This window comes from Arthrobacter sp. zg-Y40 (genome assembly GCF_020731535.1).
GTDB lineage: Bacteria > Actinomycetota > Actinomycetes > Actinomycetales > Micrococcaceae > Arthrobacter_B.
Genome location: NZ_JAJFZS010000003.1, coordinates 156157 through 178639, shown reverse-complemented (window position 1 = coordinate 178639; position 22483 = coordinate 156157). Strand labels below are relative to the sequence as shown.

Below are 22483 nucleotides of genomic sequence, written 5' to 3'. Positions count from 1 at the left end.
TGTTTCCCCTTCGATAGGTATTGACCGGCCGGTGTCCGCACACTAGCTTAGCGGTAAGTATCCATTTACTTACAGGAGAAGACATGACCCGCATAGCCCTCGTGACCGGAGCCAACCGCGGACTCGGACGGGCCACTGCGCTCGCCCTGGCCCGGAATAAGATCAAAGTGGTCGCTGCAGCGCGGGGCGATGCACGCGACGTCGTGGACGAAATCGTCGACGCTGGCGGCGAAGCCATGGCGGTCGGGATGGATGTTGCGGACCTCGCCTCCATTGAGGCGGCCCGCGCCGCAGTGCTTACCGGCATCGGACAGGAATGGGATTCAACCACCATCGATGTGCTGGTCAATAACGCCGGGGTGGGACTGTTCGCACCACTGGGGGCTATTACGGCGGAGGAATTCGACACCACCTTTGCCGTCAACGTCCGGGGGCCGCTATTCGTCACACAGGTCTTCCTGCCGCACCTGGCGGACGGGGCAAGCATTGTGAACGTGTCGAGTTCGCTCAGCCGGCATGTCAGCCCGGCGACCTCCGTTTATGCGGCGTCGAAGAAGGCGCTCGAAGCGCTTACCCGGAGCCTCGCCGCCGAACTGGGACCGCGCGGCATCCGGGTCAACACGATCGCACCGGGGCCGACCGCGACGGACTTCAACGGCGGAGCCATGCGCGACAGTGAGGCCATGCGGGAGGCGCTGTCCGGGCAGACCGCCCTGGGGCGGGTGGGCGAGCCGGAGGACATTGCCGACGCGATCGCTGCCCTGGTGTCGCCTGAGTTCCGCTGGGCAACGGGGGAGCGGATCGAGGTATCCGGGGGTGTGCTGATGTGAGGAATGGGTGCAGCGTGCGCCCGGGCAGAAGTGGAGCCTGTGCGATGCCGCCCCTTGGCATGCTTCGTCGGGGATTCAGCCCTCAACGAGTGGGGCGGAGGCGGCGGCAGTTTCTGTTGTGGTGCTGCAGCCGCTCAGAACCAGCATGCCGGTTATCAGTGCTGCTGCTGTTATTGGTCCGCGTATCTTCACTGGTTCCCCCCCCACGCGATTGGTGTTCGAGCACGACCCTAGCAAAGCGGTGCACGATTGGACTTCAGCTATCTGCGCCCTGCTCCCGCGGGCCGGCCATCTGCTGTGTGCCCAGCACCACGGCCAGGGCCAGACGGTCGGCATCGGCGCTGCCGGGCTCGGCCGTATAGACCATCACGTGCAGTCCGTCGCCGGCAACGGTGAGGGTGTCGCAGTCCAAAGCGAGATCGCCGACGTCGGGATGCCGGATGATCTTGCGCCGCGGCTGATCCCCGCCCAAACCGATACTTCCCGCCTCCCAGAGCCGGGCAAAGCGCTCGCTGTCTCTGGCTATGGTCCGTGCCAGCTGCCCGGGGCGCGGGTCGGCGGGGTAGCGGGCGGCGGCCATCCGCAGGTCCGACGTCAGCCGGGCCTCCAGATCGGCGAGTTCAGCCGACGTCGAGACGGCCCGGGAGCCGGAGCCGACGAAAAACCGCCACAGGGTGTTGCGCTCAATGCCCCGCCAGGAGGAGGTGTCGCCCATCAGTGCGTTGTACGGCTGATTGGCGGTGAGCAGGGTCCAGGTGGCATCGAATACGGCAACGGGGTTGTTGCCGAGCCGGTCCAGCAGCCGCTGAATGCTCGGCGGGATCCGGGTGGGGATCAGTTCCACTCCCGGAACAGCCTGTCCGGCGAGCCGGAAGATCAGTTCGCGTTCCGTATCCGTCAGCCGCAGTGCCCGGGCGAGGGCTTCGACCACCTGCGCCGAGGGTGAGGTTGCCCGGCCCTGTTCCAGGCGGACCAGATAGTCCACGCTGATCCCGGCCAGCACCGCCAGTTCCTCCCGGCGCAACCCGGCCACGCGGCGTCGTGCGCCAACCGGCACGCCAACTGTTTCGGCGGTGAGGCGGTTCCGCCAGCGGAACACCGCCCGGCCCAGATCCAACGTTTCCATCAGGACAGTCTGCCGTGGCCGGACAGGCTTGTCATGGGACTGGCGTTCCTAGGAAAACCAGGAGCCTGCCTATCGGATCGGACAGGGATCAGGATGGCGGTATGACAACCACACTGATTACCGGTGCCAACAAGGGCCTCGGCAAGGAAACCGCCCGCCGGCTGCTCGCCGCCGGGAACACCGTCTACATCGCCGCACGGGACGAGGAGCGCGGGCGGAAGGCCGCCGCGGAACTCGGCGCCCGCTTTGTGCAGCTTGACGTGACCGACCAGGCTTCGGTGGACGCCGCCGCCAAGCAGGTGGAGTTCGACGGCGGGCTGGACGTGCTCATTAACAACGCCGGCGTGGAGGGCAGGCAACCGGATAACTCCATCCTGGGCGCGGCCGAAACCACTGCCGACGCCATGCTGCAGATTTTCGATACGAACGTTTTCGGCCTGGTGCGGGTCAGCCACGCCTTCCTGCCGCTGCTGCAGCGTTCCAGCACCCCGGCTATCGTGAATGTCTCCAGCGGACTGGGTTCCCTCGCCATGCTCAGCGATCCGGACAGCTACACCCACTTCTATCCCGGCATCGCCTATCCGGCGTCCAAAGCTGTGGTCAACGCCGTCACCATCCAGTTCGCCAAGGCTTTTCCCGGCATCCGCGTCAACGCGGTGGACCCGGGCTACACGGATACGGACCTGAACGGCCATACCGGCACCCAGACGGTGGCAGAGGGTGCCGGCATTATCGTGGCCATGGCCCAGGCGGGACCGCAGGGACCGTCCGGTACCTTCACCTCGAAGGACGGCCCCGTGGTGTGGTGACGAAAAGCAGCTTAGAAGACGCGTTCGGCCACGTTCACGCGGGCGGCCGACGCCAGCGCGGACCGGACCTTCTCCGCGGGGGTCGTGCCGGGAACCGAGCTCATCAGCTGGTCATCGGGTGTGCTGGGATCCGCGAGGTAGAGGCGGGTGTAGCCCGCGGAGTCCGGCTCAAACCGCCAGCTTTCGGCAAGGGTGCCGGCGTCCACGGCGTCGTAGCCCAACGCGTCAATGAGTGCCGCCGCCTCAGCCTTGGCCGCACCGTCGTCGGAGGCGATGGGCAGGGCGGAGCGGTCCGCGGCACCGCTGGGGCGGGCAAGAAGCGGAATGTGGTGCGCCAGGATGTTATTGAACGCCTTGACGTACTGCGCTCCGGGAAGCCAGCTCTGCACCAGTTCACTGGTGGTGACGGTGCCGTCATCGAGTGCGGCGATGCGCCCGTCCCGGGACGGGTAGTAATTGCTGGTGTCCAGGGCGATTTTCCCGTCCAGCAAGCCGGCCGGAAGCTCGGAAACCGCTTTGAGCGGAATGGACAGTACGACGGCGTCGCCGAGTTTCGCGGCATCTTCCACCGTTCCGGCCGTGGCTCTCGGCCCAAGTTCCGCGACCAGGTCCGAGAGCGTCTCAGGTCCCCGCGAGTTGGCGATAACAATGTTCATGCCCGCGGCAACCGCGAGCCGGGCGACGGCCGATCCGATGTTTCCGCTTCCGATGATTCCCAGTGTTGCCATTACATATTCCTTCGATAGTGTTCAGCTAAACGGACCGCGGTGTCCTGCGTCTGTCCCTAGGGGAGCAAACAGCCCCGGCTGTGCTGGAATTCCCCTGGCGGCGGCGTCCCGGCGGGTGCTTCCGTCCGGTGGAAGTGCTAGGCGAACCGTGCCCCGGCGGACATTGCGAGGTTTCGGGCTCCGGTGAAATGCTCGGCCGTTCCGACTCGGTTCAGCAGCCGCGCCGCTCGGACCATAAGGTTTCCCCGCCGACGCCGGCCGGCGTCGTAGCGCTGCAGGCCGGCGGCAACGTCGGGAGCCGAGGTGAGTGCATCGATCAGGGCAACCGCGTCCAGAAGTGCCTCGCAGGCGCCGCGGCCAAGGTTCGGGGCCATGCCGTGCGCCGCGTCGCCCAGCAGTGCCATGTTGCCGAAAATGTAGGACGGGAGCGGCGGGACGTCGAACAGTTCCCGGTAATCTATCGGGCTTCCGTCCAGTTTCCCCAGGACCCGGAGGACGTCCGGATGCCACCCGCGGTAGAGGCTGCGCAGCAGGTCTGCCCCCTGGGCGCCGATAGCGTCCGGGGAGCCCAGCGCGGGAAGGTCTGTGGAACGGAGGCAGGCAAACCAGTTGGTGCTACCGGCATCGAGCGGGGTAATGCCGAACAGGCGGCCGGGCCCCCACGTCTCGCTGACTCCACCGGCCGGGCCGGGGACAACGCCGCGAAAGGCCACTGTTCCCAGCGCCCGGGGCGATATTCCGTTGCAGGCGGTGCGCAGGCGGCTGAAGATTCCGTCGGCGGCCACAACAACATCGGCAGGGGGCAGGGCTGAGGGCCCGGCGACCGGTGAATTCCATTCGATAACCCCGGCGGGCAAATCCCCGGCCAGCGCGTCGAGCAGGACGGTGCGTGGGACCAGGCGGGCGGTCCGGCTGCGGCCCATGGCTGCGATCTGGCTGCCGTCGGGTTTCAGGATCCGCGCGCCGTGCTCTTCCACCGAACCGCTGCGGACTGCGTCCCCGGCTCCCAACGCGTCGAGGGCTCGCATCGCCTCGGGCCACATGGCCAGTGCCGTTCCGCTGCCGGGCAGGTTTGCGCCGCGTTCGAGCAGCTGGACCGACCATCCTGCCCGGAGCAGCCCGCGTGCAACGGCGGTTCCTGCGATACCCGCTCCGACAACCAGTGCTGAACCGCGCATGGCCTCTCCTCCTCGATGGTCCGGTTTCAGACGCACTTGAGCCGGCGTTGCGGACCGGCAGGAACCTCGGCGCGGATCCCGTCGTCGATGCTCACCAGTCCGCCGGTCAGTACGATGCCCATGATTCCCGTTTTGCGCACGACTTTTCCTTCGCTGTCGCGGGGCAGCACCGCTTTAAGCAGCCCGGTCTGGAAGCGGTCAATCTGCCGGCAGGGATTCCGCAGGCCGGTTACCTGAACGACGGCGTCGGGTCCTATGCGCAGGAGTGTTCCCTCGGGCAGGTTCAGGAGGTCGATGCCGCGGGTGGTGATGTTTTCCCCGAGGTCGCCGGCACGCACCTCGAAGCCGTCCTGCTCCAGTTCATCGAACAGTTCCGCATGGATCAGGTGCACCTGCCGCAGGTTGGGCTCCGTGGGGTGGGACCGCTTCCGAAACACATGCTGCACGGTGGTCCCGGAATGCGCGTCGCCGTCGATACCCAGCCCTTCCACGAGCAGCACCGATTCCACCCGGTCCTTGCTGAAGTTGTGCTTGCTGCTTTGACTGACGGAGAGCACACTCGGTCCTTCGGGATTCCGGCTGACAGTCATGGACGGGATCATTTCATATCCCGCTTCGGCCTGCGGGGAGAGCTTAGAGCGCGAGCAACGGATTCACTGTCCTCGTACACTCTCAGCATGGGCAAAGAAAAATACCTCTCTCGGCCAAAACGAGAGACGGTGCCGGTGTGTGCGTGCGCTTCCGTAGTTCTAGCCCTCCTCATTTCTGGCTGCACTTACGGAAGTGCACCGATGCCTCCTGAGGGACACGTTTTCTTTACCGTTGTTGTTGGGGAACCGGTGGGAAACGGTGTTGTTGCAGACTGCGTAGTCGAACTCAAACCACTAGGCAGTCAGGCTCTATCGCCCGAAATCTCGACGAGCGCGAAATCAGACAGTCAAGGAAAGGTCGAGTTCGTTCAGCCGCACGGCAGCTATGAGCTCACCACAAAATGTCCAGGGCGAGAGCCCTCCGATCCAATAGTTGCTGATCTTGACGGCCCCGGTCTCACCTATGCCACCCAAGAGGTCGCCAGCGGTCCCGCGATCAGTCCCGCTCCGAAGTAGTTAACGAACCGCCCACGGACCCCGTCCCCCGGCGCCAAGCCGTACCAGCGGCTCATAAGCTAGGGCTTTCTCAAGCAGAAGACCATGGAAGCCATACCGCGTGCAGGCGCCCTAGCTCGACGGCCTCGCCAACGCCACCGCCACCGCTAACTGGATTCCATCTCACTCGCAGTAGTGCGGACGTAGCTCTCGAGCACGGATTGCAATTCGTCGGCAGCACGGTTCACGACGTCGATCTCGTCAGGCGCGAACGCCGCTAGGGCAGCGTCGAGCTCCTGGGCTAAGGGTTGGAAGAAGGCGTCGGCGGCGTCGTTGATCGACTTTGTGGAGCGCAGCGTCACGACGCGCCGGTCGGTGTGCTCCCGTGTCCGGCTGATGAAGCCCGCCTCCTCAAGGCGTGCCAGCAGGATCGACGTCGCTCCCGGGGACAGCCCGATGCGCGCCGCAAGACCGGCGGGAGCGAGCGGCCGGTCCTGGTCTTCGTGTTCAATGATCTGCACTACCGCCGCGGCGTCGGTGGAATGCATGTGGTTACTGCGTGCGAACAGGCGGACGAGTTCGTTCTGCGCCGCGGTGAAGGCCAGGAGGCTGGCAATGATCTGTCCACGCTGGGTCGGGGGTCCGGCAACATCTGCCATCGCTGCACGCTCACTTCCTGGATCGTTGATGCCCATAGTTTATTCGCAAAATAGTTTTGCGTCAGGGGGCATACACCCTTTGCAAAATAATAGTTTTGTTACATAATCATTTTGCAACAGCACAAGTTGAGGGGCCCGGCAGGTCTCCTCGTTCCAACGAAGGAGATTGATCATGAAGCCCATCGTCATCATCGGAGCCGGCCTTGCAGGATTGACGCTCGCACGCGTCCTGCACCTCAACGGCATCCCGGCGGCCGTGTACGAGGGGGAGCCATCGATAAACGCACGTACACAGGGCGGCCAGCTCGACATCCACGACTTCAACGGCCAGGCCGCCCTCGAGCAGTGCCAGCTCATGGACGAATTCCGGTCAATCATCAACATGGGCGCCGAGGCCATGCGGTTCCTCGACTCTGCCGGGGAACTCGTCGGTGAGATCCCCGACGACGGGGAACTGACCAACCCCGAGGTACTGCGCGGCGAGCTGCGCCGCATCCTGGTGGAGTCGCTGCCGGACGGTGTCATCCATTGGGGCCACAAAGTTGCATCGATCCACGGCAGCGGCACCAGCCACACCGTCGTCTTCGCCAACGGCTCATCGATCGACGCGGATATCCTGATCGGCGCGGACGGCGCCTGGTCACGGGTCCGGTCCTACCTCAACGGCGCAGCCCCGGAATATCTCGGCACCCTCTGGGCCGAAACGTTCCTGCACGACGTCGAAGCCCGCCACCCGGGCAGCGCGCAACTCGTCGGCCGGGGCGCGATGCTTGCGATGCAGCCCGGCCGGGGTATTTTCGGTCACCGCGAAGCGAACGACATCATCCACAGTTATGCCGTGCTCAAAAAGCCGCTGTCCTGGGTGGAAACGTTCGACCTCACGGACCGTAGCCGGGCGTTGCAGGTGATTGCCGACCAGCTCGGTGAAGGATGGTCGCCCGAACTCCGGCAGCTGCTGACGGCCGGCGACGCGGACCCCGTCATCCGTCCGATCTGGGGCCTCCCGCTCGGCCACACCTGGGACCGGGTGCCGGGAGTGATGCTCATCGGCGACGCCGCGCACCTGACACCGCCGGACGGCGACGGCGCGAACTGGGCCCTCTACGACGGCGCGGAGCTGGGCAGGCTGATTGCCGCATCGACGGATGACGTCGATGCCGCGTTCGATGCGTTCGCCGAGGAGATGCTGCCGCGCAGCGCCGCGTCCTCCGAGGAGGGCTACCAGTCCTTCGAGAGCACCTTCGGCTACAACGCACCGGCCACCCTGCGGAACATGATGGCGGGCGCCAAAACCTATGGCCGCGAGTACCACGACTAACCGGAGCAGCTGGGCGGCCATTTCAGAGCTGTCATACTATTTGCCGCTGAAAACCGGGAACCGGCTGGACCTGCCGTAGTCGCTGATGCGCAGGCGCCACAGGGCGCTGATGTCCTCGTCGGAAATGGTGAAGTCCACCTGGGCGTTCTCCCGCATATGGTCCGGATTGGCCGTCTTGGGTAGCGGGACCGTGCCCATCTGCAGGGCATAGCGGATGCACAACTGCGGAACGGTCACCGAGTAGCGCGCTGCCATGTCGGCGACGTCGGTGTTCTCCAGGATCTCTCCGTGCGCAATGGGGGAGTAGGCCTCAATGAGGACGCCCTGCCCGGTGCAGTAGGAGAGGAGGTCATCCGGGGTGTTGCCCACATGGAACAGCACCTGGTTCACCTGCGGGGCCACCGTGCAGACCTCGATGATGTTCTCCAGGTCCGACTGTTCGAAGTTGGAGACACCGATGGAGCGGAGCTTGCCCGCCTGCTGGGCTTCCTCCAGTGCCCGCCAGGCCTGCCGGTTGCCTTCGGCGTAGGTGCCGCCGCGCCAGTCGTTCCAGGGCTGGGGGCTGTGGATCAGCATCAGGTCCAGATACTCCAGGCCCATCGTGGCCAGGGACCCGTCAATGGCGGCCACGGCGCCGTCGTAGTCCTTGATCTCGGCGGCCAGCTTGCTGGAGACAAACAGCTCACCGCGGGGAACCCCGCCCGTGCGCACGCCCTCGCCCACCCCGCGCTCGTTGCCGTAGGCCTGCGCGGTGTCAATGTTCCGGTAGCCGATCTCGACGGCGTCCCGGACCGCTTGCGCCGCGGCGCCGTCGTCAATAAACCAGGTGCCCAGACCCAGCTTCGGAATGGGCTGGCCGTTGGCCAAGGTGTACGTGTCGTCCAGGACCATGGTTCCTGCTCCTCACCGATCAGCGGAACACGCTCTTGCCTGCCATGGTCCCGCAGTCTGCGGTGAAGGGAACGCGCATTGAGGCGGGACGCGGCTCATCTGAGCGTATTCCGGCACGGGCCGGATGGACCCGGCCGGCGGCAAGTTTTTCCCGGCTGCTGGCGGGCGCCGCGGCGGAGTGCTTGCGTGGGAAGGGGCGGGCCGGGCATAAGAAGCGCACCATGACGGCACAGGATCTCCCTCCCGCGTCAGCGTGGCGTCGAGAGGGCGGTAGCGGTGCCGGTCAGGTGCCGGGTGAGCAAGTCGGCTGCTTTCTCGGCCTCCCGCGCCAGTGCTGCCTCTTCGAGCGCGCGGTGCTCGCCAGCCCCGTCGCGGTGCGGTGCGATTGCGGCTGACCAGCGCCGGGCGAGCTCAGTGGCGGTCCACATGCGATCGAAGGTTTCCATCAACACCTCGTTGCCACAGGCGTCCAGCAAAGTGCGGTGGAAATCATGGTGCGCAGCCGCCCAGGCATCCGAGAAATAAGCGTCACCCTCGTGCTCATACGGAGGCGTGCCGGAGAGCCGATGATGGGCCGCCCGTACCCGGGCCTCCCACTCCAGATCTCCCCGCTCGATAGACATGCGCAGCATCGCGGGCTCGAGAAGTGCCCTGGCCTGCGCCAGTTGCTGCCACCGGTCATCGCCGACGGTGGGGACCGCGAAACCGCGGTTCGGCAGCCGCTCGGCTAGACCCTCGCCCACAAGCCGCAAGAGCGACTCCCGGGCGACGGCGAGGCTCACGCCGTGCTGGTCGGCCAACTCCTGGGGGCGGAGCGGCTGCCCAGGCTTAACGGCTCCGTGCAGCACCGCTGCCCGTAGGAGCGAGTAGACGCGTTCGGAGGGCGCTTGTCGCTTGGCGTCGGCGGTGGGTGTCATCCGTCCATCATAGAGCTCCTTGCAGATAATCGATTATTAACGCAATAATCGACCAACGAGCACGCCGACCACGGACAGGAACACCATGATCGAAAACAACCCATATGCCCGACTGCCGGAAGTTCCGACCTTTTCACTCACCAGCGAGAACCTCAGCGACGGGCAGTCGCTGGCTCTCGCGCAGTGGTCGGGCATGTCCGGAGTATCAGGGGGCCTTGACGCATCTCCGCAGCTTTCCTGGTCGGGCGCACCGGCAGAAACCAAGAGCTACGCGGTCACTGTCTATGACCCGGACGCGCCCACCGGGTCCGGGTTCTGGCATTGGGCAGTGGCCAACATCCCTGCCAGTTCAACAAGCATCCCGGAAGGAGCCGGCGACGACGACGGGTCGCGCCTGCCTGAAGTCGCCGTGCAGCTTCCCAATGATGCGCGTGCAGCTCGGTTCATCGGGGCCGCGCCGCCCGCCGGCCATGGACGGCACCGCTACTTCATCACGGTAACGGCCCTCGACGTCGACGACATCGAGGTCTCAGCCGAAGCCACCCCGGCAACCTTGGGCTTTCTGATGGCCGAACACACGGTTGGCCGCGCCTGGCTTGTGGGAACCGCCGAGACGCCAGCGGTCTGATCGCGATGCCGATAAACGAAGTACACCTGCCTCGGGATGATCGGGGAGGTACGCCCACAATCGTTATCACCGGCGCCACAGACGGACTCGGCAAGGCGCTGGCGTTCGAACTCTCCGGCCACAGCGGGATTCGGTTGGTCCTTAACGGTCGAAGCCCGGAGCGGCTGGAAAAGCTCGAAAAGGAGCTGACCGGCGGTCCGGCGGACATCACCACAGTGCAGGGCGATTTCGCGGAGCTGGCACAGGTAGCCAAGCTCGCCGACAGGATCCGTGGCCTGACCGATGACATATCCGTTCTAGTAAACAATGCCGGTGTGAGCGCCGGCCACGCCCGCCAGCTCAGCGCGGACGGCCACGAACTGTGTTTCGCGGTCAACCACCTTGCACCCTTCCTGCTGACAAAGCGCCTGCTGCCCCTATTGCGGGCGGGTGCGCCGCGGGCAGGTGCGCCGGCCCGTGTGGTCAACGTGGCGTCTCTCAGTCAGACCTCTCTCGACTTTGACGACCTGGCGATGGCTCACGGATACACCCGCCAGCGCGCGTACTCAGCGTCGAAACTCGCCCTGGTTATGGCGGGAATGGAACTGGGGGAACGTTACGACCCCGGAGTCCTCACCGTTAACAGCGTCCATCCCGGCACCTACCTGCCGACAAAGATGCTCGATTCACCGGAACTCAGCATCGACAGCCTGGACACCGGTGTGCGGTCCACACTGCGGCTGGCCTTTGCCCCCGAGCTCGCGCACCTCACAGGACGGTTTTTTGACCGCGGGACCGAGACGCACGCCCACCCCGATGCGTACCGGTTAGAGCTCCGCACGAAGCTATGGGAAATCAGCAACCAACTCACGGCTGACTGACACGACGACGGCGTCGACCAGGTCCCAAACCTTGCCAACTCGGTTGGTGGAATCGCGAAGACGGTGCTGCCTGGAAAAGGGTGGAAAACGGTGGAACAAGGTGGAGCAGTGTGGACTGGACGCGCGAAGGTCCTGGCGCTAGGATTCAAAAAACGTCAAAACGAAAAAAACGAAAACACAGAGAAGTGGGATAGGGATGAGTCCGAACGCCGCAGCCAAGGAGACCTTCTTCGCTCCCGAAGCCCCCGGAACGGGGAAGCTTTACAACTTCATTGAGGCGCATGCGCAGAAGAACGGGGCAAAGCCCAAGCCGCAGTTCTTCCTGTCTGGCACCGGCGAGGGCGATCAGGTTGAACTCCCCTATGAAATCTACGAAGTCTTGGTTAAGGCCGTGGATGCCATGCGCAAGGGCCAAGCGGTAACACTCACTCCTCGATCAATGACGCTGACCACCCAGCAAGCCGCCGAACTTTTGGGCGTGACCCGTCCCACTCTCGTCCGTCTCCTGGATACCGGAAAAATCCCGTACGAAAAGCCAGGTACGCACCGACGCGTCAAGCTTGAAGACGTCCTGGACTTCAAGGAAGTCCGGAAGGCGGAGCAGTACGCGGCCCTCGATTCCCTGGGCGAGATTGAAGATGAGAATCCGGCTAGCGTCGTCGAAGACATGAAAGAAGCTAAGAAGGAAGCGGCACGCCGCCGCCAGCGCGCTCCTAAGTAGTGCCCGAATACGGGCATGTTCACCGCCCTCCTGGACAGCTGCGTGCTGTGGCCGAGCACGCAGCGGGACTTCTTACTGTCGCTGGCTTTCGAGGGGTCCTACCGGTTCATTTTCAGTGAAGCGGTTCTCGCTGAGGTGGAGGTCAACGAAGAACGGAAGCGCATAAAGCGAGGCGACAGCCAGCCGGCTGCGGAAGCCAAAGCCCGCCATCTTGCCGAGCAAATGCGGAACCACTTCGCTGATTCGATCGTGACGGGTTGGGAAGGCTTGGAGGGGACCTATGGACTGCCGGACCCTGACGATGAGCACGTGTTAGCCGCGGCGGTAGTCGGAGGGGGCCGGATGTATCGTGACTGATAATTTCCGGGATTTCCCGTCCGATAAGGTTCCTGACGGAATTCAGATCACTGGCGTTCAAGATTTCGCTTACGAAACCGTCTCGGTCCACCTTGAGCTTGGACTGGCTGCGGTCCGTGCAATGTCTGAGCGCTCGGGACGAAAAGGAACCAAGCAGACGCCAGTGGACATTCTTGACGAACTGGCAAAGACATACTCCTTGGACGCAACGACCGACCTACTCAGAGGGCTGCTTTAGAAACCGTTCCGCTAAAGAAACGGCGGGCCCTCCACACTCGGGAGGGCCCGCCGTCGTTCGCTCCTGCTAGGAAGCGACAGCTTCCAGCAGGGGGTAGTCCGTGTAGCCAGCGGCGCCGTCGGTGTAGACGGTGGCCTGGTCGATCTCGTTCAGCGGGTGGTCTTCCTGCCAGCGGCGGGCCAGGTCGGGGTTGGCGATGACGGGACGGCCGACGACGGCGGCGTCGGCCAGGTTCTCCTCCAGCAGCATGATGGCGTCCTCGCGGCTGGTGACCGTGCCGAAGCCGGTGTTCATCAGCACCGGGCCGCCGAAGCGGTGGCGCAGGTCCTGAATCATTGCGTCGGCCGGGTCGGCGTGCAGGATGGACAGGTAGGCCGGCTTCAGATCGGCAATGCCGTCCACCAGGGCGGTGTAGGTGGCGGTCACGTCGGCACGGTCAGTTTCCAGCACACCCTGGATGTTGTGTTCCGGGGAGATGCGGATGCCAGTGTGCTCGGCGCCGACGGCCTCGGCCACGGCACGGAAGGCTTCGATGACCATCCGGGCACGGTTCTCCGGGGATCCGCCGTAGTTGTCGGTGCGGGTGTTGGAGACGGGGGAGAGGAATTCCTGCAGCAGGTACCCATTGGCACCGTGCAGCTCCACGCCGTCGAACCCTGCCTTCATCGCGTTCTGCGCGGCGGAGACGAAGTCCTGCACGATGCCGGGGAGTTCGGCTTCGGTGAGGGCGTGCGGCACCGGGAAGGGCTGCTTGCCGTCGTAAGTGTGTGCCATGCCTTCAACGGCGATGGCGCTGGGGGCGACGACGGGACGGCCGCCGTTGATGTTCTCGTGCGCGACGCGTCCGGAGTGCATCAGCTGGGCGACGATCCGGCCGCCGGCGGCGTGGACGGCGTCGGTGACGCGCTTCCAGCCGGCGACGTGTTCCTCGGTGACCAGGCCGGGCATCAGGGCGTTGCCCTGGCCGGTGAAGGAGGGGTAGATGCCGTCAGTGATGATCAGGCCCATGGAGGCGCGCTGGCGGTAGTGCTCGACCATGATGTCGGTGGGCACGCCGTTGCGGTCGGCGCGCACGCGGGACATCGGTGCCATGACGAGGCGGTTGGGCAGTTCCATGGTGCCGACGGTGAGGGGGGTGAAGAGTTTCAAGTGTGGTTCCTTTTGTTGCACGGCTGGGGGCGAGGATGCTCCGGGCCTGTAGATCCATATATGCACCAACAACCGCGAGGGTGCCCGCAGATATTCCGCTGACGTTGCACCTCACACTCGGAAGGCTCTAGATACTGCAGCGGAGGGCTGGCGTTTCGCTCAGCTAGTCCGTCTCTGGACGCTGCTTGTTTTCAATCCGGAGGAACCCTGTCGTAGGCTGCCCGGATGGGGAAATATGTAAAAGCGGGCATAGTTTTTTAGGACTCTGTGCGACTCTGGTCGGCGCTGGTTGTGAAAGTGATGTCGAAGACACGGCGATATCTCATGCTTGTACTCAGGCGTTTGAAGATCTTCGCAAAATATCCGTCGCTATGTATGCAGCTGAAGCTGCAGGAAGGACCTTCACTGACGCTGAGTGGAATTCGATAGACGTCGCACCTCTGCAATCATGCACATCAGCGAATGAGTGGCTAGCCGCCGGGAAGCAGAATCCTGATGCTTTAGGGTTCACACATCCGGATGCAACTGATGAAACGGTGTTAGGCGTCTTCTGCTATGACGATGATGTCACTAGGACGCCAGTCTGCGTGGATGCAGCTGCCAAAGGTATCAAGACTCCGTGACTGGCACGTTCATCTTTCCTTAATATCAGATAAGCCGACAGTCAATTAAAGGGTCTCCAGAAGTCGTTTGCATGAGGGCGTGCAGGGTCCCCAGTAGAACCCACCGTATCCCCGAGCGGGCTGAGGAGAACAGGTAAAGACCCGTCACATGGGACGGATCAGCAAACGCATCCTCGAGGTGCGAAAGCTGACATATGCGCTGTTATCGGCAATCAGCCCCGTGTGGCATCCCTAGGAAGTCCTTCGGAGGCCCGGATAGAAAGAAGCGCACTCAGTCCAACTCTTGCGCGCTGTTAGCCAATCGTCTCAGCGAGCGTTTGCGTGGCACTCGAGCTCTAGCCCTTAAGCCGGGACCCAGCGATGTCTGAGTACCCTGAGATGTAGCCGGCGTAGCCTGCGTACCCAGGATAGCCAGGGTAGCCCGCATAGCCGGGGTAGCCGGGGTACCCGGGATAGCCCCTGTAGGGATGAGAGTCATGGCTCAGCAGACGATTGCCAACAATCGTTCCGAGGTATTTTCCCTGCTTGTCGACGGCGTCGGCGTCGCCCCAGGGAAACCAGCCGATCCAGTGTCCGTGGGTGTCGAAGAGGAATCTGTCACTATCCTGACGGCGAAAGGCAACAGGGTTTCCGGTTGTGTTGAAGTAGAAGATGGTCAAGGCGTTGTCCCTCTCGGATGGACTTCGGACAGTTCGATTTGTTAGCACCGGGGAGTCTGCTGTAGCTCAGCAATGCCAGGGAAAGATTGGGGGCGGGATTTCTCCCCGCCCCCAACCCGTCATTTCAGACCTTCTGGGTGATAGTCCCGCCGGGGTTCCGGCGCGCCGTTGCCTGCGTGACGAAGCGGCCGGTGGCAGCCGACCGGTTCACGCTTCGGCTATTCGCTGTGCCGGAGCCGACCCGCTCAGTTGTCGTCGTCCGCGGAGATCTGGCTGCGGTGGCCTTGGTGACAAAGCGGCCAGAGCGCGCGCTGCGGTTAACGGATCTTGCCATGGTGTCCTCCTCAGAACACTCATCCGAGGGGAGGGAAGCCATTTTGGCCGCCTAAGACTCCGTTAGAATCGCTACTACCACTAACCATGGAACTTGCGGTTCTTACCTCGAGTTGTTGGGCGGGCCCGGTGCAAACGGGTCCGCCCTTTTTCGTGTCAGTGATGCTGACACGTTCAATCTACTCGTTTCACCTCATCACCACAACCATGAAGCCAGTTAGCGAGTTTTGCGTTATGATTAGTGCATGACATGACGCACCTGGCTTGTCCTGTAGCCTGAAGTTCACGCGAGGGGTGAAGGACGGCATACCGCATGCAGGTGGACTATGAGGATGAGGATCTTAGGAGCCTCGCTTATATCCCCGACCACCGAACCTCCCGCTGGGCCCCCAACGTTACGAAGGCTTATCGGCGAAGGATCCAACAGCTGCACGCAGCGGCCAATGATCAGGATCTGAGAGCCCTCAAGTCTCTTCACCTTGAAAAGCTAAAGGGCGACCGTGACGGGACCTGGTCCATTCGCATCGACCAAAAATACAGACTTATTCTGCGGTTTGAAACCAACGATGGTGGGCGAGCGGCCGTCGTCATTGAAGCCGTTGACTACCACTGAAGGAGTGATACCCGTGGCCCCCGAGCTCGTTGAAGCGTTCCCTCCCGGAGAATTCCTTGCCGAGGAGCTTGAAGCGCGCCATTGGTCGCAGAGTGACTTTGCCCAGATTCTCGGGCGACCTGCCCAGTTTGTCTCAGAGATAATTGCGGGGAAGAAGGAAATCACCAGGGAGTCGGCAGCCCAAATAGCTGCAGCGCTCGATACGACTCCGGACTACTGGTTAAACCTTCAGAACTCCTATCTGCTCTGGAACCAGGCGCAGGATGGCGATATTCGCCAGGAACTCGACGATGTTCGCCTCAGGGCTCGAATGAACGAGCTCGCCCCAGTTTCTCTGTTGCGAAAGCGCGGAATACTTTCTGGGGAATCTCTGGCGGAACAGGCCCACGAGCTGATTGAGCTGTTTCAAATTGATCACATTGAGGAAACTCCAAGTTTCCTCGCGGCAGCTCGACGCTCCAATCGTGAGGAAGAACCCACACCCACGCAGAAGGCATGGTTGGCATGCGCCCGTAAACAGGCCCAAAAACTCCACGTTGGTAAATATGATGAAGGGGGCCTGAGAAAACTTGCGGAGGAGCTATCCAGGTTCGTCGCGAATCAAGAAAATTTTGCGGATCTTCCCGACAAGTTTGCGACAGTGGGCGTCCGCCTGGTTTATGTCGAGGCCTTTCCGGGAAGTAAGCTCAACGGCGCATCTTTCCTTTTGGATGGCGACCACAAGCAGCCAGTGATCGCTCTTTCAGGACGCGGCAAGCGCCTCGACGTCGTCCTCTTTACGCTGCTGCACGAGGTGGCGCATATCGTGCTGGGACACGTCTCTCCAGAGCGACTGATGATCGATGAAGACTCTTCTGAAGAGCCGGCTGAGAAGGAAGCTGATCAGAAGGCCGGCCAGTGGCAAATTCCCGGTGGACTTCCAACTGCCCCTGCCGCCGTGCGCAGGGGTTGGATTCAAGCCCAGGCGGAGCGAATCGGGGTGAATCCAGTTGTTGTGCTCGGCAGGCTCCAGCGCGACAAAGCGGTAGACTACCGAACCGCTCTGGCGAAGGGAGCTCCGACGGTTACAGCCCAGCTAGAGCGCTGGGGTGGGGTGTAGAAAACATAGGGGACACGACGGCCAAGACCAGGGCCGAATGGTTCGCCCATGGTCATATGCGCTGTTATTGGCGCGGATGTCTCACGGTGGATGTATATACGTGGGCATAGGATTGGCCAAGTCAATCGATGGTAACCGTTCTGGAACTGGCCTGTTCGGCTGGGTCGTGCAGATATATGTGCCGCCGAGAGCCATGGGCATTCACCTCTCTGTGCCACGCCCTAGGTCTGCACTTTTGACGGTGAATATTCGATGTTGCTTCGAGTTATTCGTGAGCGACTCGAGGAGCATGATGACCTAGGCTGGAAGAAAGAGCTACAAATACCTCTTCGCGGCTAGATTCAAACGGACCCGCGGCAATGGCTAACGGTGACATAGATTGGAAAAGTATGAGCCACGACTATTCAACTGCATGGGACGCACTCTCCGAGGCCATCGGTGCTGCAAAGGGAGAAAGTGCAGGCTCTATCACTGATCAGGATCACCTCACCGTAGACCAGCGTCTCAAGGTCGCGGAGGTAGCGGCGTTGCTTTCTATTGCTCAGGAGATTTCGGCGTTGAACCCCCAGAACACGACAACCAGTGACGACCAGGGAAACCAAGTCAATGGTTGGGGCATCATCATGAAGAAAGCGAAGCCGAAACCGGTAAATTAACGCAGATCTAAGCGCGACTACGTTATCTATATTCGCCGGGTCTCCTCCTTGTAGGAACGATCGTACTTGGGAGCCGACAACCACGGCCCACGTTGCGGCCCGGAGCGCCCCGTGAACGTGTGGTTTCCTGGAAGGCGTCATCCTCATCGCATGCAGTGCCTACTTATCGACCCGTCATGAGCCGAAAGAATTCATCCATCGATCTGATCGGTCGGAGGTGGGTGAGGAACCCGAATTGACGGTATAGAAGCATTGCTTTGACTCCACTGAGGTCATGCCTAGCGTTCATATAGCGCACCACTTTGGCAATATCTGAACGACGAATTTCCTTGACCTTGAAGTGGGTATAGGGCAACACTCCGGTCTTGTTCATTACTCGTAGTGTAAATCGCTGTTCAGGAAGCTCTTCAGCTAGACGTGCACTAAGCCGCGGCAGATGCAATAGGAAGGCCCCATAGGAGGAAGCAGCATCCTCCCTTTCCTCTCTTGTGCTTGATGTAGCCCGTAACAGGATTTCGACGAAAACGGAGGGTTTGTAGGGGTCGAGTACTCGATCATTGAGTATTTTCTCGAAAATTCGAGCTTTGGCTTGAACGAAGACAACGTAGCTTACAAGGGTCGACGCCACTCCCTGGAGGTAGCCCCAGTTCTCCTGGACCCAGTTTAATAACTCGTAGAAGGGTGGCGCTCCGGTCGCCGAAGACCCGACACCTGGAAGTCCACAACGGCGTGTGGCGAATCCTGCCTTCGCCAACTCCTCCTCAAGAAGTCGCATGACCAGGTCTTCAGTTAATTGCCTGTCATAGATGGAAGGACCGCGAACAGAAGCGGCGAAATCGACTCCCGTAAAACCATCGGAGGGAGCTCCATTGAGCGGAACAATGTCAAACCCGGGATACATAAGAAAGACCTTATGTCACGAATGCATCATTGAAGGTGTACCGCACCGATGATACTCGGACGAGATTGAGGCCCGTTCTTACGTAGGCATGCGAAGCATTTTCTGGGCTCGTGATACATCTCTGCGGTGAAGCAGCCTTTCAGGCGCTGAGTGTCCTGCAGTTATGTACCGCAACTCATCGCCGGGCATTTGGTGCGATCGCTGCATGCAAGACACCTCAGGTTCATAGCAGCGGTGGGTTTATATCGAGCCCCAGGTGGAGAGGGGTCTCGGGTGGTCCACCATAGTCCCTTGACGTGACCCACACCATATGTGACCCTGATCATATACGATTTCGTACTTGATCCAGGAGAGACATGGGCAACGACGCCACCACGGACACGCTCAAGCAGGCCGGCAAGGTCATCGCCGTCCACATCAACTACCCCTCACGGGCAGCAGAACGCGGACGCACCCCGGAACAGCCCTCCTACTTCCTCAAGCCCAGCTCCTCCCTGGCCCTGACCGGCGGCAGCGTGGAACGCCCGGCCGGCTGCGAACTGCTCGGCTTCGAAGGCGAAATCGCCCTCGTCATCGGCAAGACCGCCCGCCGCGTCAGCATCGAAGACGCCTGGAGCTACGTCGGGGGAGTGACCGCCAGCAATGACCTGGGCGTGTACGACCTCCGCTGGGCAGACAAGGGCTCCAACCTCCGCTCCAAGGGCGGTGACGGCTTCACCCCCGTGGGCCCCGCCATCCTTGACACGGCCGAAGTCGACCCCGCCAACCTGCGCGTCCGCACCTGGGTTAACGGCGAACTCGCACAGGACGACACCACCGCAGACCTCATCTTCCCCTTCGCCCAGCTGGTGGCCGACCTCTCCCAGCTGCTCACCCTGGAACCGGGCGACCTGATCCTCACCGGCACCCCCGCCGGCGCCTCCGTGGCCGTCCCCGGCGACCGCCTCGAAATCGAAGTGGACGTCCCCGGCACGGACATGACCACCGGCCGCCTCACTACCACCGTCACCGACGGCACGACGCCGCTGGCCTCCTTCGGCGCGCAGCCGAAGATTGACGACACGCAGCGCGAAGAAGCCTGGGGTTCCGCGGAAAAGGCCGGCCTCGCGCCGCAGCAGAAGGAAAAAACCCTCACCCCGGAACTTCGGGCCAAGCTGGAATCCGTCGCCACCGCCACCCTCAGCTCCCAGATGCGCGCCCGCGGCCTGAACAACGTCTCCATCGACGGCCTCACCGGCACCCGCACCGGCCGCAAGGTGGTGGGCACCGCCCGCACCCTGCGCTACGTGCCCAACCGCGAGGACCTCTTCAAGTCCCACGGCGGCGGCTACAATGCGCAGAAACGCGCCATCGACTCCGTGGGCGAGGGAGAAATCCTGGTCATGGAAGCCCGCGGCGAAAAGGGCACCGGCACCCTGGGCGACATTCTCGCCCTGCGCGCCAAGCACAACGGCGCCGCAGCCATCATCACCGACGGCGGCGTCCGCGACTACTCCACCGTGGCCGGCATCGACCTGCCCGTCTACTGCGCCAACCCGCACCCCGCCGTCCTCGGCCGCAGGCACGTCCCCTGGGACACCGACATCACCATCGCCTGCGGCGGCGCCACCGTGCAGCCCGGCGACATCATCGTGGCCGACGACGACGGCATCCTGGTCATCCCGCCGGCCATCGCCGAGGAGCTGGTGGAGGCCTGCATCAAGCAGGAACACCAGGAAGAGTTCATCGCCGAAATGGTGAAGGCCGGCCACGGCGTCGACGGGCTGTACCCGATGAACGCCGCGTGGAAGGAAAAGTACGAAGCCTGGGCAGCGGAACAGGTATGACAAAAGAACCCATGAGCGCCGCCGACACCAGCACCGCCACCGGTTCCAAGTCGGAACAGGCCTATACCCAGCTGAAGGACCGAATCCTCGGCGGGGAACTCGTTCCCGGCTACCGGCTGGTGCTTAGCAGCATCGCCACCGAGCTGGGCTTCAGTGTGGTCCCGGTGCGCGAGGCCATCCGGCGGCTGGAAGCCGAAGGCCTGGTCCACTTTGAGCGCAACGTGGGCGCGACGGTGGCCGGCATCGACCCGGACCTGTACCTGCACACCATGCAGACCCTCAGCATCATCGAGGGAGCAGCCACCGCCCTGGCTGCCCCCAGCATCGGCGCCGAGGAATTACAAAAAGCCCGCGACCTGAACGAGCAAATGCGCGAGGTCCTGGCCAGCTTCGACCCGGTCCGGTTCACCCAGCTGAACACCGAGTTCCACGCCCTGCTCTACGCCCGCTGCCCCAATCCGCACATCCTGGACCTGGTCCACCGCGGCTGGAACCGGCTTGGCCGCATGCGCTCCTCCGTCTTCCGCTACGTCCCGGACCGCGCGCACGCTTCGGTCCGGGAACACGACGCGCTGCTGGACCTGATCGACGCCGGTGCCCCGGCGGCCGACGTCGAGCACGCCGCCCGCGCGCACCGCACCAACACGCTCAACGCCTTCCTGGCGCAGGCCCACCAGCCGCCGTCGCCGATCTAACGACCACGCCCGGACTTCCACGACATTCAATGACGAAAGAGGAACACCCATGAGCACGCACTTCGTCCCCGAGAACCTTCCCTCCCACATCCAGCACTTCATCAACGGCAAGTTCGTGGACTCCGTCAACGGCGCCACCTTCGAGGTGCTGGACCCGGTCACCAACAAGACCTACGCCACCGCCGCCGCCGGGCAGAAGGAAGACATCGACGCCGCTGTCGCCGCCGCCCGCGAAGCCTTCGTCAACGGCCCGTGGCCCAAGATGAAGCCGCGCGAACGCGCCCGCATCCTCAACAAGATCGCCGACGCCGTCGAGGCCCAGGAAAACCGCCTGGCCGAAATGGAAACCTTCGACACCGGCCTGCCCATCACCCAGGCCAAGGGCCAGGCCCTGCGTGCCGCCGAGAACTTCCGCTTCTTCGCGGACCTCATCGTCGCCCAGTTCGACGACGCCATGAAGGTCCCCGGCAGCCAGATCAACTACGTGAACCGCAAGCCCATCGGCGTCGCCGGGCTGATCACCCCGTGGAACACCCCGTTTATGCTCGAGTCCTGGAAGCTCGCCCCGGCACTGGCCACCGGCAACACCGTGGTACTCAAGCCAGCCGAATTCACCCCTCTCTCCGCCTCCCTGTGGGCGGACATCTTCACCGAAGCCGGCGTCCCCGCCGGTGTCTTCAACCTGGTCAACGGCCTGGGCGAGGAAGCCGGCGACGCACTCGTGAAGCACCCGCAGGTCCCGCTGATTTCCTTCACCGGCGAAACCACCACCGGCAAAACGATCTTTCGCAACGCCGCGGAAAACCTGAAGGGCCTGTCCATGGAGCTCGGCGGCAAGAGCCCCTGCGTGATCTTCGCCGACGCGGATCTGGACGCCGCCCTCGACTCCGCCCTGTTCGGTGTCTTCTCACTCAACGGCGAACGCTGCACCGCCGGCTCCCGCATCCTGGTGGAACGCGCGGTCTACGACGAGTTCTGCGAACGCTTCGCCGCCCGCGCCAAGACCATCGTCGTCGGCGACCCGCATGACCCGAAGACCCAGGTGGGTGCCCTGGTCCACCCCGAACACTTCAAGAAGGTTGCCTCCTACGTGGAGATCGGCAAGACCGAAGGCCGCCTGCTCGCCGGCGGCGGCTGCCCCGAAGGCCTGGAAGAGGGCAACTACATTGCCCCCACCGTCTTCGCCGACGTCGCCCCGGACGCCCGGATCTTCCAGGAGGAAATCTTCGGCCCCGTCGTCGCCATCACCCCCTTCGACACCGAAGCCGAAGCCCTGGAACTGGCCAACAACACCAAGTACGGGCTGGCCGCCTACATCTGGACGTCCGACCTCACCCGCGCGCACAACTTCGCGCAGAACACCGAGGCCGGCATGGTCTGGCTCAACAGCCACAACGTCCGGGACCTGCGCACTCCGTTCGGCGGCGTGAAGGCCTCCGGCCTGGGCCACGAGGGCGGCTACCGCTCCATCGACTTCTACACCGACCAGCAGGCCGTGCACATCACCCTGGGCAAGGTCCACACCCCCAAGTTCGGGACCGACGACGCCGCCAAGGTCGACGGCTAACCCCTCCCGACACTTCG

The 22483-nt window shown here is 63.1% G+C and carries 23 protein-coding genes; 13 read left to right on the top strand and 10 right to left on the bottom strand.

What is annotated here, in order from left to right:
* The first annotated feature begins 83 nt into the window (after positions 1-83).
* Entirely contained in the window at positions 84-830 is a 747-nt protein-coding gene (locus tag LJ754_RS04555) for an SDR family NAD(P)-dependent oxidoreductase (RefSeq protein WP_227925696.1), read from the top strand.
* 256 nt (positions 831-1086) lie between these two features.
* Here LJ754_RS04555 and LJ754_RS04550 read toward each other — a convergent pair whose 3' ends face one another.
* A complete protein-coding gene (locus LJ754_RS04550) occupies positions 1087-1956 on the bottom strand; it encodes a helix-turn-helix transcriptional regulator (protein ID WP_227925695.1) in 870 nt (289 codons plus the stop codon).
* A gap of 101 nt (positions 1957-2057) precedes the next feature.
* On the opposite strand from LJ754_RS04550, the gene LJ754_RS04545 reads away from it, so the two are divergent.
* The gene (locus LJ754_RS04545; RefSeq protein WP_227925694.1) at positions 2058-2765 is read left to right on the top strand and encodes an SDR family NAD(P)-dependent oxidoreductase; all 708 of its coding nucleotides are present in this window, start codon (positions 2058-2060) and stop codon (positions 2763-2765) included.
* An 11-nt stretch (positions 2766-2776) separates the two neighbouring features.
* Here LJ754_RS04545 and LJ754_RS04540 read toward each other — a convergent pair whose 3' ends face one another.
* The 4 genes from LJ754_RS04540 to LJ754_RS04525 all read right to left on the bottom strand — a co-directional run bounded on the left by LJ754_RS04540 (position 2777) and on the right by LJ754_RS04525 (position 6451).
* Positions 2777-3493, bottom strand: coding sequence for an NADPH-dependent F420 reductase (locus tag LJ754_RS04540; RefSeq protein ID WP_227925693.1), 717 nt, complete (start codon positions 3491-3493; stop codon positions 2777-2779).
* Between the two features lie 137 nt (positions 3494-3630).
* Positions 3631-4671 carry an FAD-dependent monooxygenase gene (locus LJ754_RS04535; RefSeq protein ID WP_227925692.1) on the bottom strand — a complete coding sequence of 347 codons (1041 nt, stop codon included), beginning with the start codon at positions 4669-4671 and terminating at the stop codon, positions 3631-3633.
* A 26-nt stretch (positions 4672-4697) separates the two neighbouring features.
* Positions 4698-5261 (bottom strand): MOSC domain-containing protein, encoded by a 564-nt coding sequence (locus LJ754_RS04530; RefSeq protein ID WP_227925691.1) that lies wholly within the window; start codon positions 5259-5261, stop codon positions 4698-4700.
* Between the two features lie 662 nt (positions 5262-5923).
* Complete coding sequence (locus LJ754_RS04525; RefSeq protein WP_227925690.1) at positions 5924-6451, bottom strand: MarR family winged helix-turn-helix transcriptional regulator; 528 nt, start codon at positions 6449-6451, stop codon at positions 5924-5926.
* A 136-nt stretch (positions 6452-6587) separates the two neighbouring features.
* On the opposite strand from LJ754_RS04525, the gene LJ754_RS04520 reads away from it, so the two are divergent.
* The gene (locus LJ754_RS04520; RefSeq protein ID WP_227925689.1) at positions 6588-7733 is read left to right on the top strand and encodes an FAD-dependent oxidoreductase; all 1146 of its coding nucleotides are present in this window, start codon (positions 6588-6590) and stop codon (positions 7731-7733) included.
* A gap of 36 nt (positions 7734-7769) precedes the next feature.
* Here the strand turns inward: LJ754_RS04520 and LJ754_RS04515 are convergent, their stop codons facing one another.
* Positions 7770-8624, bottom strand: a complete 855-nt coding sequence (locus LJ754_RS04515; protein ID WP_227925688.1) for an aldo/keto reductase — start codon at positions 8622-8624, stop codon at positions 7770-7772.
* Between the two features lie 248 nt (positions 8625-8872).
* A complete protein-coding gene (locus tag LJ754_RS04510; RefSeq protein ID WP_227925687.1) occupies positions 8873-9541 on the bottom strand; it encodes a GntR family transcriptional regulator in 669 nt (222 codons plus the stop codon).
* Between the two features lie 85 nt (positions 9542-9626).
* Here LJ754_RS04510 and LJ754_RS04505 point away from each other — a divergent pair, with 85 nt between their 5' ends.
* The 4 genes from LJ754_RS04505 (at position 9627) to LJ754_RS04490 (ending at position 12107) form a co-directional block, all read left to right on the top strand.
* Positions 9627-10169 carry a YbhB/YbcL family Raf kinase inhibitor-like protein gene (locus tag LJ754_RS04505; protein ID WP_231706070.1) on the top strand — a complete coding sequence of 181 codons (543 nt, stop codon included), beginning with the start codon at positions 9627-9629 and terminating at the stop codon, positions 10167-10169.
* 5 nt (positions 10170-10174) lie between these two features.
* Positions 10175-11029, top strand: a complete 855-nt coding sequence (locus LJ754_RS04500) for an SDR family NAD(P)-dependent oxidoreductase (protein ID WP_227925686.1) — start codon at positions 10175-10177, stop codon at positions 11027-11029.
* Positions 11030-11225: 196 nt separating this feature from the next.
* On the top strand, positions 11226-11750 hold the full coding sequence (locus tag LJ754_RS04495) for a helix-turn-helix domain-containing protein (protein WP_227925685.1): 525 nt from the start codon (positions 11226-11228) through the stop codon (positions 11748-11750).
* A 15-nt stretch (positions 11751-11765) separates the two neighbouring features.
* A complete protein-coding gene (locus LJ754_RS04490) occupies positions 11766-12107 on the top strand; it encodes a PIN domain-containing protein (RefSeq protein WP_227925684.1) in 342 nt (113 codons plus the stop codon).
* Between the two features lie 304 nt (positions 12108-12411).
* Here LJ754_RS04490 and LJ754_RS04485 read toward each other — a convergent pair whose 3' ends face one another.
* A complete protein-coding gene (locus LJ754_RS04485) occupies positions 12412-13494 on the bottom strand; it encodes an alkene reductase (protein WP_227925683.1) in 1083 nt (360 codons plus the stop codon).
* Between the two features lie 958 nt (positions 13495-14452).
* Positions 14453-14776 carry a 4-fold beta flower protein gene (locus LJ754_RS04480; RefSeq protein WP_227925682.1) on the bottom strand — a complete coding sequence of 108 codons (324 nt, stop codon included), beginning with the start codon at positions 14774-14776 and terminating at the stop codon, positions 14453-14455.
* Between the two features lie 646 nt (positions 14777-15422).
* Here LJ754_RS04480 and LJ754_RS04475 point away from each other — a divergent pair.
* The 3 genes from LJ754_RS04475 (at position 15423) to LJ754_RS04465 (ending at position 17477) form a co-directional block, all read left to right on the top strand.
* The gene (locus tag LJ754_RS04475; RefSeq protein WP_227925681.1) at positions 15423-15722 is read left to right on the top strand and encodes a type II toxin-antitoxin system RelE/ParE family toxin; all 300 of its coding nucleotides are present in this window, start codon (positions 15423-15425) and stop codon (positions 15720-15722) included.
* A gap of 13 nt (positions 15723-15735) precedes the next feature.
* A complete protein-coding gene (locus LJ754_RS04470) occupies positions 15736-16821 on the top strand; it encodes a HigA family addiction module antitoxin (protein ID WP_227925680.1) in 1086 nt (361 codons plus the stop codon).
* A gap of 389 nt (positions 16822-17210) precedes the next feature.
* Positions 17211-17477, top strand: a complete 267-nt coding sequence (locus tag LJ754_RS04465) for a hypothetical protein (RefSeq protein ID WP_227925679.1) — start codon at positions 17211-17213, stop codon at positions 17475-17477.
* Positions 17478-17640: 163 nt separating this feature from the next.
* Here LJ754_RS04465 and LJ754_RS04460 read toward each other — a convergent pair whose 3' ends face one another.
* Complete coding sequence (locus LJ754_RS04460) at positions 17641-18378, bottom strand: hypothetical protein (RefSeq protein ID WP_227925678.1); 738 nt, start codon at positions 18376-18378, stop codon at positions 17641-17643.
* 356 nt (positions 18379-18734) lie between these two features.
* Here LJ754_RS04460 and LJ754_RS04455 point away from each other — a divergent pair, with 356 nt between their 5' ends.
* Genes LJ754_RS04455 through hpaE form a run of 3 tightly spaced genes read left to right on the top strand, consistent with a single transcriptional unit; the run spans position 18735 to position 22466 of the window.
* Complete coding sequence (locus LJ754_RS04455) at positions 18735-20204, top strand: fumarylacetoacetate hydrolase family protein (RefSeq protein WP_227925677.1); 1470 nt, start codon at positions 18735-18737, stop codon at positions 20202-20204.
* Entirely contained in the window at positions 20201-20899 is a 699-nt protein-coding gene (locus LJ754_RS04450) for a GntR family transcriptional regulator (protein WP_227925676.1), read from the top strand. Before LJ754_RS04455 ends, LJ754_RS04450 begins: the two co-directional genes overlap by 4 nt.
* Positions 20900-20948: 49 nt before the next feature.
* On the top strand, positions 20949-22466 hold the full coding sequence (gene hpaE, locus LJ754_RS04445) for a 5-carboxymethyl-2-hydroxymuconate semialdehyde dehydrogenase (RefSeq protein ID WP_227925675.1): 1518 nt from the start codon (positions 20949-20951) through the stop codon (positions 22464-22466).
* Positions 22467-22483: the final 17 nt, after the last annotated feature.